Raw genomic sequence first — 15,820 nt, 5'->3', positions numbered from 1 at the left:
GGATCCACCGGACGAGACACGAGGAGCACCCCCCATGCTGCAGTTGAGCGAGCGCGACGACGCGATGTTGCGCGGCGCATTCGGCGACGGCGTCGCGCGCGCGATGCGGATCGTCGCGCGCACGGCCGAGGTCATGTCGGCGCCGCACCTGATCGACATCACGTCCGCGCACATCGACGGCTGTCTTTACCACGGCCAGACCAGCCTCGACTTCGTCGAATATTTCGTCGACACCGGCGCGCAGGTCGCGGTGCCGACCACGCTGAACGTCGGGTCGCTCGACCTGATCCATCCCGAGCTGTATCACGGCGACCGCACGATCCAGCGCGACGCGCAACGCCTGATGGATGCGCATCTCCAGCTCGGTTGCGAGTCGAGCTTCACGTGCGCGCCGTATCAGCTGAAGAATCGTCCGCGCCTGGGCGAGCAGATCGCGTGGGCCGAATCCAATGCGATCGTGTTCGCCAACTCGGTGATCGGCGCGCGCACCAGCCGCTATGGCGACTTTCTCGATCTGGCCGCCGCGATCACCGGGCGCGCGCCCTATGCGGGGCTGCACGTCGAATCGAATCGCGCGGCGCGGATCGTGTTCAACGCGCCCGACTTCGGCCACCGGCCGTCGCGCGACATCTATTTCGCGGCGCTCGGGTTGCTGATCGGCCGGATCGCCGGCGCGACCGTGCCGGCGATCGTCGGGCTGCCGGCGGACACCACCGAGGACGAACTCAAGGCGCTCGGCGCAGCCGCCGCATCGAGCGGCGCGGTCGCGCTGTTCCATGCGGTGGGCGTCACGCCCGAGGCGCCGACGCTCGACGCCGCGCTGCACGGGCAGGCGGCGCAGCGAACGGTCGATGTCGCGATGGCCGATCTCGACGAGATCCGCAGCACGCTGAACCACGGTGCGGCCGGCGATGCGCTCGTCGCGGTCGCGCTCGGCACGCCGCACTTCTCGCTCGCCGAATTCCGCACGCTCGACGCGCTCCTCGACCAGTTCGACGGCAAGCCGAAGTGCGATTTCTACGTGAACACGAGCCGCTTCATCCTGTGGGAACTCGGCGAACTCGGGCTTGCCGGCAAGTTCGACGCGCGCGGCATCCAGATCGTCGTCGACACCTGCACCTACATCACGCCGGTGATGAAACAGCTGTCGGGCCTGGTGATGACGAACTCGGGGAAATGGGCGTCGTATGCGCCCGCGAACATCGGCGTCACGGTCGCGTACGGCAGCATGCGCGAGTGTGTGCGCTCCGCGTTCGAAGGAAAGGTGCGATTCGATGACTGAAGCAAGCGTTCGGAAACTGACGGGCGACACGCTCGTGCCGGGTAGCGCACGCGCGACGACGATCGTGCTCGACAAGCCGCTCAGCTTCTGGGGCGGCTACGACTCGGGCGCGGGTCGGATCGTCGATCGCGGACATCCGCAGGCGGGCGCGAGCCTGGCCGGCCGGATCATGGTGATGCCGCACGCGAAGGGCTCGAGTTCGAGCAGCAGCGTGCTCGCGGAAGCGGTGCGCAACGGCACGGGGCCGGTCGGGATCGTGCTGAAGGAGCGCGACCTGATCATCTCGATCGGCGCGATCGTCGCCGCCGAGCTGTATGCGGTCGCGGTGCCGGTGGTGTGCGTGACCGATGCGGTGTACGACGCGATCGTCGCCGCGACGGGCGACGTGCGAATCGACGCAGGCGAGGGCGACGGCGGCGCGCGGATCGACGTCGGCGGCTGACGCGTCACGTGCTCGCCGGCTCGGAGGGAGCGGGTGTGCGGCGTATCTTCCCGCATGAGCGAGAGCGCATTTCTTGCCGCCCGGTCGTGCCGGCCGCCGGATTTCGGACGACGCAGTCAGGCTGAACGCGGAATGGAGGATCGTGCTCGGCACGAAGCGGCCGATCGCCGATCGATGAAACATCAACGGGGCGCGTGGTGCCGCCCGCGTTCTCCGGTCATTCGCGCGTGGTTCCGGCGGCCGCTTCCCGATAGGCGCTCGGCGTCTGCCCGGCCCAGCGCCGGAATGCGCGCGTGAAATTCGCCGGGTCGGTGAACTGCAGCCGCTCGGCGATCGTCTTCAGGTCGAGATCCGACGCCGACAGCAATTGCTTCGCGTCGCGAAACCGCGCTTCGTCGAGCAGCTGCCGATAGCTCGACCCCGCTTCCTCGAGCCGGCGCCGCAACGTGCGCGTCGACACGAGCAGTGCGTCGGCGAGCGCCTCCGGACTTGAATAGTTGCCGGACGTTCCCGCCAGTTCCGCGCGCACGCGCTCGACGAGATCGCCTTCCTCCTGACGCACCTGCGCATACTCGCGCTCGACCTGCACGAGTGCTTGCCGGTGCGCGACTTCGTCGGCGAGCGGCAGCGGCCAGTCGAGCACGTCGTGCGCGATCCACAGCGCGTTCGCCGTGCAGCCGAATTCAACCGGCGGCAACTGGTCGCGATAGCGTGCGAAGTAATCGGGCTCCGGCCATGCGAAGCGCAGCGCGATCGGCGGCGACGCGCGCCCGGACCACTGCGAGATGTTCTGCGCGAGCCCCGTCAGCACGAACTCGAACATCACGTGATGCTGCAGCACCGGGCTCGCCTGCACGCCGTGCAGTTCGAGCGTCGCGCCGTCGTCGTCCTCCGCATAGGTCAGCCGATACTGGCGGTTGCGCATCCGGAAGTAGCGCTGCGTGACGACCAGTGCTTCGCGGATGTCCCGCGCGGTCAGCGTCGCATAACCGAGGAAGCCGTGCACGGTCGGCTTCAGCAGCAGCCCGAACGCGAGCCCGATGCCCGGATCGCCGCCGATTTCGATCGCGTTGAGCACGAGCCGGCCCCATTGCGACGGCGCGACGCGCGCGTCCGGTTCGGCCAATACGGCATCGCGCAGCCCGGTGCCCGCGCGCACGGCGGCCGGATCGACGCCGCGCGCGGCCAGCGCCTGCAGCAGCAGGCGCGTGTAGGCGACCGGAATCGTCGGCCGGCGTAACCCGAGGTGGTCCTTGCGTGACGGGGAGGTCATGTCGATTTGGCCGGAAATGACAAGCATTATGGCTGTTTGCCCCCTCACGTTCAAGGCGGCGCGCGGCCTACGATGGCACGTATCGCTTATCGGCAGACTCACCATGACGACTTCCTTTCCCAACCTGCTCGCGCCGCTCGACCTCGGCTTCACCACGCTGAAGAATCGCGTGCTGATGGGCTCGATGCACACGGGCCTCGAGGACAGCCGCAAGACGCTGCCGCGGCTCGCCGACTATTTCGCCGAACGCGCGCGCGGCGGCGTCGGCCTGATCGTGACCGGCGGCTTCGCGCCGAACGTGGCCGGCTGGACCAAGCCGTTCGGCGGCACGCTGATGACGTCGGCCGGCGCGCGGCGCCATCGCGTGATCACCGACGCCGTGCATGCGGACGACGGCAAGATCGCGCTGCAGATCCTGCATACCGGCCGCTACGGCTACCACCCGTTCGCGGTCGCGCCGTCGAAGATCAAGTCGCCGATCTCGCCGTTCGCGCCGCACGAACTCAGTGCGCGCGGCGTCGAGCGGCAGATCCGCGCGTTCGTCCGCTGCGCGCAGCTTGCGCGCGAGGCCGGCTACGATGGCGTCGAGATCATGGGCTCCGAGGGCTACCTGATCAACCAGTTCATCTCGATGCATACGAACAAGCGCGGCGATCAGTGGGGCGGTTCGTACGAGAACCGGATCCGGCTGCCGATCGAGATCGTCGCGCGCACGCGCGAGGCAGTCGGGCGCGACTTCATCCTGATCTACCGGCTGTCGATGCTCGACCTGATTCCGGACGGCAGCGACTGGAGCGAAACCGTGCAGCTCGCGAAGGCCGTCGAGCGCGCGGGCGCGACCATCATCAATACGGGGATCGGCTGGCACGAGGCGCGCGTGCCGACGATCGCGACGTCGGTGCCGCGCGGCGCGTTCGCGTGGGTGACGAAGAAGATGAAGGGCGAGGTCGGCATCCCGCTCGTGACGACCAACCGGATCAACCGGCCCGAGGTGGCCGAGCAGATTCTCGCGGACGGCTGCGCGGACATGGTGTCGATGGCGCGCCCGCTGCTCGCGGATGCCGAGTTCGTCGTCAAGGCCGCGCAGGGCCGGGCAGACGAGATCAACACCTGCATCGGCTGCAACCAGGCGTGTCTCGACCACGCGTTCAAGAACCAGATCGCGTCATGCCTGCTGAATCCGCGCGCATGCCACGAGACCGAGCTGATTTATACGCGCGTGCAGCAGCCGAAGCGCATCGCGGTGGTCGGCGCGGGGCCGGCCGGGCTCGCGTGCTCGACCGTGCTCGCGCAGCGCGGCCACCACGTCGATCTGTTCGACGCGGCGCCGGAGATCGGCGGCCAGTTCAACATGGCGAAGCGGATTCCGGGCAAGGAGGAGTTCGACGAAGCGCTGCGTTATTTCGGCCGTCAGGTCGAGTTGACCGGCGTGAACCTGCACCTGAACCGCCGCATCGATGCGAGCGACCTGATCGCGGGCGGCTACGACGAGATCGTGCTCGCGACCGGCGTGGCGCCGCGCGACCCGAAGATTCCCGGCCAGGACGGGCCGAACGTGCTCAGCTACATCGACGTGCTGGCCGGCGGGCAGCCGGTTGGCCGGCGTGTCGCGGTGGTCGGCGCCGGCGGCATCGGCTTCGACGTCGCCGAATATCTGGTGCAAGGCGGCGAGTCGCCGACGCTCGATCTGGAAGAGTGGAAAGCGGAGTGGGGCGTGACCGATCCGGCTGCGACGCGCGGCGGCGTGACTCGCGCACAGGTCTCGGCGCCGGCTCGCGAAGTGACGCTGCTGCAGCGCAAGGCCGCGCCGCTCGGCAAGGGGCTCGGCAAGACGACCGGATGGATTCACCGTGCGACGCTGAAGATGAAGCAGGTGAAGATGATCGGCGGCGTGAACTACGAACTGATCGATGCGCGCGGGTTGCACGTGTCGTATGGCGAGCAGCGGACCGATCATGAACTGATCGAAGCCGACACGATCGTGCTGTGCACGGGGCAGGAGCCGCAGCGCGCGCTGCTCGCGCCGTTGCAGGCGGCCGGACGCTCGGTGCATCTGATCGGCGGTGCGGAACTGGCGGCCGAGCTCGATGCGAAGCGTGCGATCGATCAGGGATCGCGGCTCGCGGCGAGGCTGTAACGGGCGTCGTGCCGGGTTGCGAAACGGCGGCGTGCGTCGCGCGACGCGCTGGCGACTTCCCGCGTCGCCATGCAACGTGGCGACGCGATTCCGTCAGAACGCCATTCGCGATCGGCCGGCATGCGTCAGGCCGCTTCGGCGCGCTCTTCCTCTTCCGCCTCCAGCATCGCCTTGACGATCAGGTAGACGGCCGGCAGGTCGTCGTCGTCGCGACGCCAGTCGACCGGCTCCTCGACATCCGCCGCCACCAGCCGGCTGCCGCGCAGGCGGATGAACGCGTCGACGACCGTCGGGTCGTTGCGGCTCAGGAAACCGGTATTCGAGAACGCGAGTTCCTCGACGTTCAGCAGCGCCTGCCAGCTCATCGTGCGGACGGCGGCCGGATGGGTGCGGCGCCGCAGGCCGAGCGCGCGTTGGGCGGGGCCGCCGACGACACGCTGCAGGTCGACGACCGCCCGCTGCGCGGCACGCTCGAAGTGGACGGGGTTGAAGCCGGGTTGCTCGGGATCGAATGCGGATGACTGGAACATGGTCGCCTCACAAAAGTCCGTCCGTCATGGGTGACGGAATTCGGGTCAAATGGTGCAAAAACACTGTAAATATATACAGTGTCCGAGGCGGTTTCAAGTCCTGAATGCAACTCTGTTTCCCGGCACCGGGGCGAGCGCGGCGGCGACGGTGGCCGGCGCGCGCGCCGCGCGGCTTTCGCGAACGACTTACACCGACGCCGCGATCGTTTCCCGCAACCACCGATGCGCGGGATCGCGGTGCACGCGCTCGTGCCACAGTATCGACATTTCATAGCCGGGAACTTGAACGGGCGCTTCCACCACGCGCAGCGCGGGCACGTCGCGCACCAGACGCTCGGGCAGCATCGCGACGAGATCCGTGCTGGCGACGGCCGACATCACGAACAGGAAATGCGGAACGGACAGCACGACACGCCGCGCGGCGCCCGCTTGCGCGAGCGTTTCATCGGTCACGCCGAAGAAGCCGCCGCCGTCGGGCGACACGATCACGTGTTCCAGCGCGCCGAACTGCGCGAGCGTCGGGCGCCGCTTCAGCTTCGGATGACCGGCGCGGCCGACGAGCACGTAGCGCTCGACGAACAGCGGCAGGCGCCGCATCCCTTCCGGTGAACCTTCCGTCGTGTGGAAGGCCAGGTCGATGCCGTTTCGCTCCGCGTCCTGCTCGATGCGTGGCGGCACGAGCTCGACGACGGCGAGGCGCGTCGCGGGGGCGGCTGACCGCAGCGTGTTCAGCGCGGGCAGGACGATCGTCGATTCGCCATAGTCGGTCGCGGCCACGCGCCACGTGTTCGTCGCGGTTGCCGGATCGAACGGCGTGGCCGTCAGCACCGCACGTTCGACCGCGTCGAGCGCGTCCCGCAGCGGCTCGCGCAGCGTTTCCGCGCGCGCGGTCGGCCGCATGCCGCGTGGTCCCGGCAGCAACAGCGGATCGCCGAAGAGATCGCGCAGTTTCTGCAACTGCACGCTGACCGACGGCTGCGACATGTTCAGTTTTTCGGCTGCCCGCGTGACGTTGTGCTCGGCGAGCAGCACGTCGAGCGTGACCAGGAGGTTCAGATCCAGTCGTCTGAGATTGTTCATGCCTATACCTGGAATATCAGGAATTCATTTCAAATATACCTTGGGCGACGGCATCCTGCAGTCATTCAATCAACGGAGTGACGAACATGAATGTGCTGATCGTTTATGCCCATCCGGAACCGCGTTCGCTGAACGGCGCGCTGCGCGACTTTGCCGTCGAGCGGCTCGAAGCGGCGGGGCATAGCGTGCAGGTGACGGACCTGTATGCGATGAACTGGAAGGCCGCGTTCGACGCGAACGACGTGACCGATCGCAAGCCCGACGCGCGTTTCGATCCGTCGCTCGACTCGAAGCACGCGTTCGCGACGGGCACGCAAAGCGAAGACATCGCGCGCGAACAGGAAAAATTGAAGTGGGCCGATGCGGTGATCCTGCAGTTTCCGCTGTGGTGGTTTTCGATGCCGGCGATCATGAAGGGTTGGGTCGAGCGCGTGTATGCGTATGGTTTTGCATACGGCGTCGGCGAACATTCCGACCTGCACTGGGGCGACCGTTACGGCGAAGGTTCGCTTGCGGGCAAGCGCGCGATGATCGTCGTCACGACGGGCGGCTGGGAGTCGCATTACAGCGCACGGGGCATCAACGGGCCGATCGACGACGTGCTGTTTCCAATCCAGCACGGGATTCTCTATTACCCGGGGTTCGACGTGCTGCCGCCGTTCGTGGTCTACCAGACGCACCGGATGAACGACGCGCGCTTCGATGAAACGCGTGCCGCGCTCGGCAAGCGTCTCGACGAACTGTGGACCGCGCAGCCGATTCCGTTCCGGCGGCAGAACGCGGGCGATTACGAGATTCCGGCGCTGACGCTGAAGGCGGAGATCGCGCCGGGGACGGTGGGGTTCGCGGCGCATCTGGCGCAGGAGTGGTGATCGTCGCCGCATCGTCGTGATGCGGGGCGATACCTGGACGGGACGGCTGCAAAACGACACGGGCGACCGGCGAGAAAATCGCCGGCTGCCCGTGTCGTACTCTGCGCGGCCGTTCAGTCACGCCGCGCGTCGCGTTCACTTATCGATCATCCTCGCGCACCGAAGACGGATGCCGGCACAGCGCCCGCACTTCCATCTCCATATACGGAAACAACGGCAGCTGACTCAACACGTCATGCAGTTGCTGCACGCTCTCGACGTCGAAAATACTGACGTTCGCATACTGCCCCGCGATCCGCCACAGATGCCGCCAGGTCCCTTCGTTCATCAGCCGCTGGCACATCGCCTTCTCTTCGGCCTTCAGCGTGGCAGCCTTGACCGGATCCATGTCCGCCGGCAGGCGGACGGTCATTTCCACATGAAACAGCATCCTGCGCTCCTTGCGTTGTCGATTCGCCGAACGGGACCGCTCAGGCCTGTGCACGCGCCCGCTCGACTTCGCTCGCCGGCACGTCCTGCTTGTCCTCGAGCAGCGAGAAATCGAAGTCGATCAGCGCGAATTGCCCGTCGACGCCGTACGGCTTGCCTTCCGCGCCCTCGGCCTGCTTGATCTTCGGGATCAGCCCTTCGCGGGTCGCGAATGCGAAGTCGTCCCAGATGTGCGGATCGCCTTCGATGTTGATCTGCGTCGTCAGCTTACGATATCCGTCCGCGGAAACGAAGAAGTGGATGTGCGCCGGACGATGGCCGTGGCGGCCGAGCTGGTCGAGCAGTTGCTCGGTCTTGCTGCCCGGCGGCACGCTGTAGCCGACCGGCAGCACGCTGCGGAAGCTGTAGCGGCCCTCGGCGTCAGTGCGGATCGAGCGGCGCAGGTTGAACGCCGGCTGCGACTGATCGAAGTACGAATAATTGCCCAGATGGTTCGCGTGCCACACCTCGACGAGCGCATTCGCGATCGGCGCGCCGTCCTGACCGAGTACCTGACCGCGCATGATCAGCGTCTGGCCCGGATCGGTACCGTCGTCGAGACGTGCATGGCCGACCGATTCCGGCGCGCCCGCGACATACAGCGGCCCTTCGATCGTGCGCGGCGTGCCGCCGTGGAAGCCGGCCTTTTCCTCGGCTTCGTCCATCCGCACGTCGAGGAAGCGCTCGAGGCCGAGGCCCGCGGCGATCAGCCCGAATTCACGGCCGGCTTCGTTCAGGTAGTTGAGCGCGGTCCAGAACTCGCTCGGCTGCACGTCGAAGTCCTCGATCGTGTAGCAGATGTCCTTCACGATCCGGTTGACGATCGCGCGCACGCGCGGGTTGCCGGGCTTTTCCGCGGCGTCGTCGAAGGTTTTCAGCAGGGCGTCGATGGCTTGCTTGTTCATCTGTGTCTCCGGTTTCGGTTGTCGTGTCATGCGGGATCAGCGGGCGTTGCGTCGCATCCGTTCGATGCGGGCCCAGTCGAAGGTGATGCCGAGGCCGGGCGTCGCCGGCAGGTGCAGCTTGAAATCCTGGTAGCGCAGCGGCTCGACGAGGATTTCCTCGGTGAGCAGTAGCGGGCCGAACAGCTCGGTGCCCCATTTCAGCGAGCCGAACGTGCTGAACAGTTGCGCGGACGCCATCGTGCCGGCCGCGCCTTCGAGCATCGTGCCGCCGTACAGGTCGATGCCGGCCGCTGACGCGATCGATGCGACACTCGCCGCACCGAGCAGGCCGCCCGATTGCGCGATCTTCACCGCGAACACGTCGGCCGCGCGGTCCTGCGCGAGCGCGAATGCATCGACGGGGCCGTGCAGCGCCTCGTCCGCCATGATCGGAATCTGCGCGAGCTGCGTGAGGCGTTTGAGCCCCGCGCGATTGGTCGCGGCGATCGGCTGCTCGACGAGGCTCACGCCGGCCTCCGCAAGTCGTGCGCCGGCCCGGATCGCGTCGGTTTCGGTCCATGCCTGGTTCACGTCGACGCGGACGTCGCCACGGTCGCCGAGCGCGCGCTTGATCGCGATCACGTGCGCGACGTCGTCGTCGACCGCGTTCGATCCGATCTTCAGCTTGAATGCGCGATGGCGGCGCGCGTCGAGCATCGCCTCGGCTTCCGCGATGTCGCGCTGCGTGTCGCCGCTCGCGAGCGTCCACGCGACGTCGACGGCGTCGGTGGTGCGGCCGCCGAACAGCTCGGACAGCGGCACGCCGAGGCGGCGCGCCTGCGCATCGAACAGCGCGGTCTCGATCGCGCACTTTGCGAACCGGTTGCCCTGGAACAGCTTGCGCGCACGTGCCATCGCGGCGCCCGGGCGCGTCGCGTCCATACCCTGCAGGAGCGGCGCGAAGTAGGTGTCGATGTTGACCTTGATGCTCTCGGGGCTTTCCTCGCCGTACGCGAGACCGCCGATCGTGGTCGCCTCGCCGACGCCTTCGATACCGTCCGTGCATCGAACGCGGACCAGCACGAGGGTCTGGCAATTCATCGTGGCGACCGAGAGCTTGTGGGGCCTGATCGTCGGCACGTCGACGAGCAGCGTCTCGATGCGTTCGATGGTGGCGGTAGTTGCTATCATGCGATTCCTCCTGTTGGTGCACATGGTAGGAATTCCCGCCCGGCGGCGTCCAACACTCTTTCCGACTACTTCCATACCTTCGAGGCATGAAATGGAATTGCGCCAGCTTCGATACTTCATCGCCGTCGCGGAGGAAATGAACATCACGCGTGCCGCGGAGCGGCTGCACATGACGCAGCCGCCGTTGAGCCGCCAGCTCCAGGCGATCGAGGACGAGGTCGGGCTGCCGCTGTTCGAGCGCGGCGCGCGGCCGCTGAAACTGACCGACGCGGGCCGCGTGTTCTATGCGCAGGCGACGCGCGTCGTCGAACAGGCCGACGAGCTCGGCCCGCTGACGCGGCGGCTCGCGCAGTTGTCGGAGCGGATCGTGATCGGCTTCGTGCCGTCGACGCTCTACGGGGCGCTGCCGGACGTGATCCGCGCGTTCCGCGAGGCGCATCCGGGCGTCGAGCTGTCGCTGATCGAAATGTTCACGCTCGAGCAGCTCGGCGCGCTGAAGGGCGGGCGGATCGACGTCGGGTTCGGCCGCCTGCGTTTCGACGACGATCAACTCGTGCGCGAGGCGCTGATCGAGGAAAAGTTGATCGCGGCGCTGCCGGTGGGGCATCCGCTCGCCGATCCGGGCCGGCCGCTGACGCTCGCGGACATCGCGAACGAGACGCTGATCGTCTATCCGAGCACGCCGCGGCCGAGCTTCGCGGACCAGCAGCTGTCCGCGCTGCGCGACGGCGCGCTCGTGCCGGCGGCCGTGCACGAGGTGCGTGAACTGCAGACGGCGCTCGGGCTCGTTGCCGCACAGGTGGGCGTGTCGCTGGTGCCGGAAAGCGTGGAAGGCGTGCGCGTGAAGGGCGTCGTCTATCGGCGGCTGCCGGAACCCACGGCGACGTCGCCGATCATCATGAGCCGCAGGCTGCACGGCGAAAGCGCGGCGACGACCGCGTTCTGCGCGATCGCGCGGGAGATGATCGCGCCGGCGGCGTAGCGACGGTCGTTTCCGTATCGACTGCAACTAACGGTCAATTTCGGCGGGCCAGGCCGAATGCGGAGCCGCTGCCGCGATGCGATGTCATCCGTCGCCGATGCAGGCGGGCAGCAAGCCGGCAAGCTGCCCCGGCCGGCAATCGGCAAGCCGGGGAGCCCGCGCCCGTCTACCCCCTACCGCTTCCCGTCGAGCGTTTCCGAGGGCGATTCGCCGAACTTCTCCCGGTACGCGATCGCGAATCGCCCAAGATGCGTGAACCCGCAATCGAGCGCGATATCGGCGATCCGTCGCTCGGACACCGACCCGCGCAGCAACTCCCGCGCATGCTCGAGCCGCGTCGCGCGCAGGTATTGCATCGGGCTCATCCCGCGGAACTGCAGGAAGGCGTCGCGCAGCGTTCGCTCCGGCACGTTGGCGGCCTGGACGATATCGGCGAGCTGCAGCGGTTGCGCGTAGTGCGCGTTCACGAACTCCTGCGCGCGCCGCACGAAGCCCGGCGCGGGATCCTGGCGCGCGCTCGGTACCGACGGCGGGTGGCCTTCGATCAGCAGATCGATCAACAGATGCTCGAGCTGCGACGCGACGCGCGGGTTCGCGTTCGCCCGTTCGAGCAGCGCCGGCGAGCGCGCGACGAGCATCAGCTGCTGGCGCCACGCGGTGAGCGCGGCATCGCTGATGTGCAGCACGGGGTCGAGCATCGCGCGCGGGTCGCCGGTCAGCGAACCGACGGTCGCGGCATCGATGCGCAGCACGAACTGCTCGCAATCGGCGGACAGCACCGCGTCGAAGCGCTCGCCGGGCGCGCACAGCACGCCGGTCTGCCCGTCGACGCCGAGCCGGCGCCCCATTGCGTTGACTTCCGCCTGCCCGGACAGGCAGAACATCAGCAGGTAATAACCGTCGACGGCGTCGACCTGCACGCGCATCGCGTCGCCGAACGCGATGGTGCCGATCCCGAGCCCGCCGAGCCGCACGAAATCCATATGCGACGCGCCTTGCACGCGGCCGCTCGGCAGCAGCGCGTGCGGCTGCATCACGCGCGAGATCCGCTCGCGCGTCTCGTCGAGATCGCGGGATTCGAACAGCCGGTGCGCACGCAGCGCAAGCGGCTCGAACGACGTTGGGGACATGAGCATCGGCCTTGGTATGAACGACGGGCGCTTCGATCCGACGAATGGGTCGCGATCGTGCGTGGGTCGCGTGTGTCGCCATGCTAGCGCAGAAATCCGCCGAAAGTGGATATTGCGCCGCCGCAATCGCACTTTCCGGATAGACGCCGAATATTAGCTTTTCAAAAATCGGCTCCATGCAATCAACGAAACGGAACCAGAAGGAGTCCGACATGGAGCAGACAGAATCGCCCGTCGTATTCGCCGCGCGCGACGACGCGTCCGATGTGCGCTTTCCGCACGACGACGGCTCGCGCGTGCCGTACAAGGTGTTCAGCTCGCGCGCGGTCTACGATCGCGAGCAGGAACGCATCTTCCGCGGGCCGACATGGAACTTCGTCGCGCTGGAAGCGGAAATCCCGAACGCGGGCGACTTCAAGAGCACGTTCGTCGGCGACACGCCGGTCGTCGTCACGCGCACCGAGGACGGCGCGCTCTCCGCGTGGGTGAACCGCTGCGCGCATCGCGGCGCGCAGGTCTGCCGCAAGTCGCGCGGCAACGCGAGTTCGCACACGTGCGTGTACCACCAGTGGAGCTTCGACAACCAGGGCAACCTGCTCGGCGTGCCGTTCCGGCGCGGCCAGAAGGGGATGACCGGGATGCCGGCCGACTTCGACCCGAAGCAGCACGGGCTGCGCAAGCTGCGTGTCGACAGCTATCGCGGGCTCGTGTTCGCGACCTTCAGCGATGACGTGGCGTCGCTGCCCGACTATCTCGGCGAGCAGATGCGTCCGTGGATCGACCGGATCTTCCACAAGCCGATCGAGTATCTCGGCTGCACGCGCCAGTATTCGAAGTCGAACTGGAAGCTGTACATGGAGAACGTGAAGGATCCGTATCACGCGAGCATGCTGCACCTGTTCCATACGACCTTCAACATTTTCCGCGTCGGGATGAAGGCGCGCTCGATTCCGGATGCGAACCACGGGCTGCACAGCATCATCACCGTGACGAAGACGGGCGACGACACGTCGGCCGCGTACAAGCAGCAAAATATCCGTTCGTTCGACGAGGGCTTCCATCTGGAAGACGAATCGATCCTCGATCTCGTGTCGGAATACGACGAGGACTGCACGAACCATATCCAGCCGATCTTTCCGCAACTCGTGATCCAGCAGATCCACAACACGCTGGTCGCGCGCCAGATCCTGCCGAAGGGGCCGGACAACTTCGAGCTGATCTTTCACTTCTTCGGCTACGCGGACGACACGCCCGAACTGCGCGCGCTGCGCATCAAGCAGGCGAACCTGGTCGGGCCGGCCGGCTACATCTCGATGGAAGACACCGAGGCGACCGAGCTGGTGCAGCGCGGCACGGCGCGAGATGCGGACGCGACGTCGGTGATCGAGATGTCGCGCGGCAACCCGGACCAGCAGGACACGGTGATCACCGAAAGCCTGATCCGCAAGTTCTGGGTCGGGTACCAGAAGCTGATGGGCTATTGAAGCGGGAGCGCGAAATGACGGAAGACATGAAGACGTGGTTCGAGATTTACATGCTCCAGAACCGCTACATCGGCCACCTCGACAACGACCGGCTCGAACACTGGCCGGAAATGTTCACCGAGGACTGCACGTACGAAATCGTGCCGAAGGAGAACGCGGATCTCGGGCTGCCGGTCGGGATCGTCCACTGCACGAACCAGCGGATGCTGCGCGACCGCGTGGTGTCGCTGCGGCACGCGAACATCTTCGAAGAGCACACGTACCGGCACATGACGTCGGGCCTCACGATCGTCGCGGAGCGCGACGGCGAGATCGACACCGAGAGCAACTACGTGGTCGTGCAGACGCGCAGCAACGGCGAATCGAACGTGTACCAGGCCGGCAAGTACTACGACACGGTCGTGCGCACGCCCGACGGGCTGCGCTACAAGACCAAGCGCGTGATCTACGACACGTCGCGCGTGCAGACGCTGCTCGCCACCCCGATCTGACAGCGAAGGAAACGACATGACCGAAGCAACGCTCGCCGAATGGCATCCGCTGGGCGCATTCGACGAATTCTCCGAAGACGAACCGGCGGCGCGCGTCGCCGGCCAGAAGCCGATCGCGGTGTTCCGGATCGGCGACGAAGTGTTCGCGATGCACGACCTCTGTTCGCATGGTCACGCGCGGCTGTCCGAAGGCTATGTGGAAGACGGCTGCGTCGAATGCCCGCTGCATCAGGGGCTGATCGACATTCGAACGGGTGCGCCGAAATGCGCGCCGATCACCGAGCCGGTACGGACTTATCCGATCCGGATCGTCGACGGTCAGGTGGAAGTCAATGTCGGCTGACCCGTTCGTGATCGTCGGTGCCGGCCATGCGGCGCGGCGCACGGCCGAGGCACTGCGCGAGCGCGACGCCGACGCACGCATCGTGATGATCGGTGCGGAGCGCGAGCTGCCGTACGACCGGCCCGCGCTGTCGAAGGACGCGCTGCTGGGCGACGGCGGCGAGCAGCGTGCGTTCATCCGCGATGCGGCATGGTACGACGCGCAGCGCATCGAGCTGCGGCTCGGCACGCGCGTCGATGCGATCGATCGCGACGCGCAGCGTGTGCGGCTCGACGACGGCGCGACGTTGCCGTACGCCCGGCTCGTGCTCGCGACGGGCTCGCGCGTGCGTGCGTTCGGCGGGCCGGTCGACGACGGCGTCGTCCCGCATTACGTACGGACCGTTGCCGACGCGCGAGCGTTGCGCGCGCAACTCGCGCCGGGGCGTTGCGTGGCGGTGCTCGGCGGCGGCTTCATCGGCCTCGAAGTGGCGGCCGCGGCACGCCAGCTCGGGTGCGACGTGACGGTGATCGACCCGGCTCAACGCTTGCTGCAGCGTGCGTTGCCGGAAGTCGTCGGCGCGTATGCGCGGCAACTGCACGACGCACGCGGCGTGATCTTCCAGATGGCGTCGCTGCCGCGCGCGATTCGCCGCGCACCGGGCGGCGGCGCGATCGTCGAGACCGATCACGGCAACGTGCCGGCCGATGTCGTCGTGATCGGCATCGGCGTCGTGCCCAACGTCGAACTCGCGCAGGCGGCCGGCCTCGAGATCGACAACGGCATCCGTGTCGATGAGGGATGCCGGACGGCCGATCGCGCGATCTTCGCCGCGGGCGAGGTGACGATGCACTTCAATCCGCTGCTCGGGCGTCACGTGCGGATCGAGTCGTGGCAGGTCGCGGAGAATCAGCCGGCGGTCGCGGCCGCGAACCTGCTGGGTGCGGACGAAATCTATGCCGAGCTGCCGTGGCTGTGGTCCGATCAGTACGATTGCAACCTGCAGATGCTCGGGCTGTTCGGCGGCGAGCGAACGACCGTCGTGCGTGGCGATCCCGCGAGCGGGCCGTTCACGGTGTTCGGGCTGGACGACGACGGGAAGATCGCCGCGGTGGCCGCGGCGAACCTGGGGCGCGACATCGGTGCGTCGCGGCGCCTGATCGCGGCAGGCGCCGTGCCCGATCCGGCGAAGCTCGCCGATCCGGCGGTGAACCTGAAGACGTTTCTCTGAGGAAGTGCGCGAACGCGGCCG

The 15,820-nt window shown here is 67.2% G+C and carries 16 protein-coding genes; 9 read left to right on the top strand and 7 right to left on the bottom strand.

Translation table 11 applies throughout. The features are described from left to right. Positions 1–34: 34 nt before the first annotated feature. Together ACV22W_RS03715 and ACV22W_RS03710 are read left to right on the top strand one after the other, a co-directional pair. Positions 35–1,282, top strand: coding sequence for an aconitase X (locus ACV22W_RS03715; protein WP_448017793.1), 1,248 nt, complete (start codon positions 35–37; stop codon positions 1,280–1,282). After that, entirely contained in the window at positions 1,275–1,724 is a 450-nt protein-coding gene (locus tag ACV22W_RS03710; RefSeq protein WP_448017791.1) for an aconitase X swivel domain-containing protein, read from the top strand. The genes ACV22W_RS03715 and ACV22W_RS03710 overlap by 8 nt, the downstream gene beginning before the upstream one ends. Before the next feature lie 217 nt (positions 1,725–1,941). Here ACV22W_RS03710 and ACV22W_RS03705 read toward each other — a convergent pair whose 3' ends face one another. After that, the gene (locus ACV22W_RS03705) at positions 1,942–3,024 is read right to left on the bottom strand and encodes an AraC family transcriptional regulator (RefSeq protein WP_448017789.1); all 1,083 of its coding nucleotides are present in this window, start codon (positions 3,022–3,024) and stop codon (positions 1,942–1,944) included. Positions 3,025–3,100: 76 nt separating this feature from the next. Here ACV22W_RS03705 and ACV22W_RS03700 point away from each other — a divergent pair, with 76 nt between their 5' ends. Beyond that, entirely contained in the window at positions 3,101–5,134 is a 2,034-nt protein-coding gene (locus ACV22W_RS03700; RefSeq protein ID WP_448017788.1) for an oxidoreductase, read from the top strand. A gap of 125 nt (positions 5,135–5,259) precedes the next feature. Here the strand turns inward: ACV22W_RS03700 and ACV22W_RS03695 are convergent, their stop codons facing one another. Both ACV22W_RS03695 and ACV22W_RS03690 read right to left on the bottom strand, forming a co-directional pair. Further along, positions 5,260–5,664, bottom strand: a complete 405-nt coding sequence (locus tag ACV22W_RS03695) for a DUF2471 family protein (protein WP_448017787.1) — start codon at positions 5,662–5,664, stop codon at positions 5,260–5,262. A gap of 186 nt (positions 5,665–5,850) precedes the next feature. Then, positions 5,851–6,744: a LysR family transcriptional regulator gene (locus tag ACV22W_RS03690; RefSeq protein WP_448017785.1), complete on the bottom strand. Its 894-nt coding sequence runs from the start codon at positions 6,742–6,744 to the stop codon at positions 5,851–5,853. A gap of 86 nt (positions 6,745–6,830) precedes the next feature. Here ACV22W_RS03690 and ACV22W_RS03685 point away from each other — a divergent pair, with 86 nt between their 5' ends. After that, positions 6,831–7,616 (top strand): NAD(P)H-dependent oxidoreductase, encoded by a 786-nt coding sequence (locus ACV22W_RS03685; protein WP_448017784.1) that lies wholly within the window; start codon positions 6,831–6,833, stop codon positions 7,614–7,616. 139 nt (positions 7,617–7,755) lie between these two features. Here the strand turns inward: ACV22W_RS03685 and catC are convergent, their stop codons facing one another. From catC to ACV22W_RS03670, 3 genes are read right to left on the bottom strand one after another with little or no spacing between them, the layout of a single operon-like run. Next, the gene (gene catC / locus ACV22W_RS03680) at positions 7,756–8,046 is read right to left on the bottom strand and encodes a muconolactone Delta-isomerase (RefSeq protein ID WP_050017398.1); all 291 of its coding nucleotides are present in this window, start codon (positions 8,044–8,046) and stop codon (positions 7,756–7,758) included. Positions 8,047–8,086: 40 nt separating this feature from the next. Further along, entirely contained in the window at positions 8,087–8,989 is a 903-nt protein-coding gene (gene catA / locus ACV22W_RS03675; RefSeq protein WP_448017783.1) for a catechol 1,2-dioxygenase, read from the bottom strand. A 36-nt stretch (positions 8,990–9,025) separates the two neighbouring features. After that, on the bottom strand, positions 9,026–10,159 hold the full coding sequence (locus ACV22W_RS03670) for a muconate/chloromuconate family cycloisomerase (RefSeq protein WP_059699810.1): 1,134 nt from the start codon (positions 10,157–10,159) through the stop codon (positions 9,026–9,028). 91 nt (positions 10,160–10,250) lie between these two features. Here ACV22W_RS03670 and ACV22W_RS03665 point away from each other — a divergent pair, with 91 nt between their 5' ends. Continuing rightward, the gene (locus ACV22W_RS03665) at positions 10,251–11,141 is read left to right on the top strand and encodes a LysR family transcriptional regulator (protein WP_059601570.1); all 891 of its coding nucleotides are present in this window, start codon (positions 10,251–10,253) and stop codon (positions 11,139–11,141) included. Positions 11,142–11,314: 173 nt separating this feature from the next. Here ACV22W_RS03665 and andR read toward each other — a convergent pair whose 3' ends face one another. After that, positions 11,315–12,271: an anthranilate 1,2-dioxygenase regulatory protein AndR gene (andR, locus tag ACV22W_RS03660; RefSeq protein ID WP_448017780.1), complete on the bottom strand. Its 957-nt coding sequence runs from the start codon at positions 12,269–12,271 to the stop codon at positions 11,315–11,317. 212 nt (positions 12,272–12,483) lie between these two features. Between andR and andAc the strand changes: the two genes are divergently transcribed. The 4 genes from andAc to andAa are packed head-to-tail and all read left to right on the top strand — an operon-like array spanning position 12,484 to position 15,799. Then, the gene (andAc, locus tag ACV22W_RS03655) at positions 12,484–13,755 is read left to right on the top strand and encodes an anthranilate 1,2-dioxygenase large subunit AndAc (RefSeq protein ID WP_448017778.1); all 1,272 of its coding nucleotides are present in this window, start codon (positions 12,484–12,486) and stop codon (positions 13,753–13,755) included. A 14-nt stretch (positions 13,756–13,769) separates the two neighbouring features. Beyond that, entirely contained in the window at positions 13,770–14,246 is a 477-nt protein-coding gene (gene andAd / locus ACV22W_RS03650; protein ID WP_014900133.1) for an anthranilate 1,2-dioxygenase small subunit AndAd, read from the top strand. 16 nt (positions 14,247–14,262) lie between these two features. Next, entirely contained in the window at positions 14,263–14,589 is a 327-nt protein-coding gene (gene andAb / locus ACV22W_RS03645; protein ID WP_448017775.1) for an anthranilate 1,2-dioxygenase ferredoxin subunit AndAb, read from the top strand. Then, entirely contained in the window at positions 14,579–15,799 is a 1,221-nt protein-coding gene (andAa, locus tag ACV22W_RS03640; RefSeq protein WP_448017773.1) for an anthranilate 1,2-dioxygenase system ferredoxin--NAD(+) reductase, read from the top strand. Before andAb ends, andAa begins: the two co-directional genes overlap by 11 nt. The last annotated feature ends 21 nt before the right edge of the window (positions 15,800–15,820 follow it).

The organism is Burkholderia sp. AW49-1 (assembly GCF_053427845.1).
Note: the sequence above shows the minus strand (reverse complement) of the source record. Positions and strands in the feature narration are given on the sequence as shown.